General features: G+C 49.1%; 2 protein-coding genes. One reads left to right on the plus strand and one right to left on the minus strand.

The window, feature by feature from the left end:
- Positions 1-141: 141 nt before the first annotated feature.
- Positions 142-873, minus strand: a complete 732-nt coding sequence (cobJ, locus tag F6K49_RS50645; RefSeq protein ID WP_366514369.1) for a precorrin-3B C(17)-methyltransferase — start codon at positions 871-873, stop codon at positions 142-144.
- A 114-nt stretch (positions 874-987) separates the two neighbouring features.
- Between cobJ and F6K49_RS54130 the strand changes: the two genes are divergently transcribed.
- Complete coding sequence (locus F6K49_RS54130; RefSeq protein ID WP_366514370.1) at positions 988-1,098, plus strand: pentapeptide repeat-containing protein; 111 nt, start codon at positions 988-990, stop codon at positions 1,096-1,098.
- Positions 1,099-1,213 lie beyond the last annotated feature (115 nt).

Raw genomic sequence — 1,213 nt, forward strand, 5'->3', positions numbered from 1 at the left:
CAACCTTGGCCTTTGGCCACGCTACGCGAACAACCTTGGCCTTTGGCCACGCTACGCGAACAACCTTGGCCTTTGGCCACGCTACGCGAACAACCTTGGCCTTTGGCCACGCTACGCGAACAACCTTCAACCCAATAACCTTCAACCTTCAAGCCGATATCCCCGTGGTGTAATCATCCAATCCTGATGAACATCAGTGGTTTGATTACCAATCAGCACCATAGTCAGCATATCAATGGGTATTTCCAGCATTTTGTCAAGCGTTGTGAGAGTGATTTTTTCATCCTCTCGATAGGCGGAAACCACAATGGCTACAGGAGTATCAGGTTTCCGATGCTTGAGAAAAATCCGTTGTGCGATCGCAATCTGTTCAGTACGATTACGCGATCGCGGATTGTACAACGCAGTCACAAAATCTGCTGCGGCTGAGGCTTCTAGACGCTTTTCGATTACCTCCCAAGGGGTCAATAGATCACTCAAACTAATGGCACAAAAATCATGCATCAGGGGTGCTCCCACACGAGAGGCAGCAGCTTGTAACGCTGTAATACCAGGAAATACTTGCACCTGGGGTGTATTACCATCCCAGCCCCTAGAGCGCAATTGTTCTAGGACTAACCCTGCCATACCATAGATACCGCAGTCACCAGAAGAAACTACTGCTACCGTTAATCCCCACTCAGCCAGTTCAATGGCACGTTTTGCTCGTTGGGTTTCTTGGGTAATCGGTAATGCTTCGATAATTTGTCCTGGACGTCGCAAGGTTGCAATTAAATTGATATAGAGGGAGTAACCAATCACAGCATCAGCGCTGGATATAGCCGTTTTAGCTGCTGGGGTTATTTGCTCAAGATTTCCCGGACCGATACCCACTAGCAACAGTTTCCCCAAACGTCCAGTATATTCTACCGGGGATTGAGCAATTGCTACAGTTACTGCTCCTACTTGATTCGCTGATTTAACTATTTGTTTGGGAACTAATAAGGGTTGTTCGCGTTCGCGCAGCGTCGGCTTTGCCGAAAGCGTGCTAACCTTCAACGTGCTAACCTTCAACGTGCTAACCTTCAACGTGCTAACCTCCAACGTGCTAACCTTTAACTCTCTAGCGCCACAGAGAGCTGCTGCTTCGGCAACGCTGGGAGTACCAACTTCTGCCGCCACCACATCCGATGGGTTGGGTACAGTTACGGAACGGAGTACCTCAGCTGGGAAA

Source organism: Moorena sp. SIO3I6 (assembly GCF_010672095.1).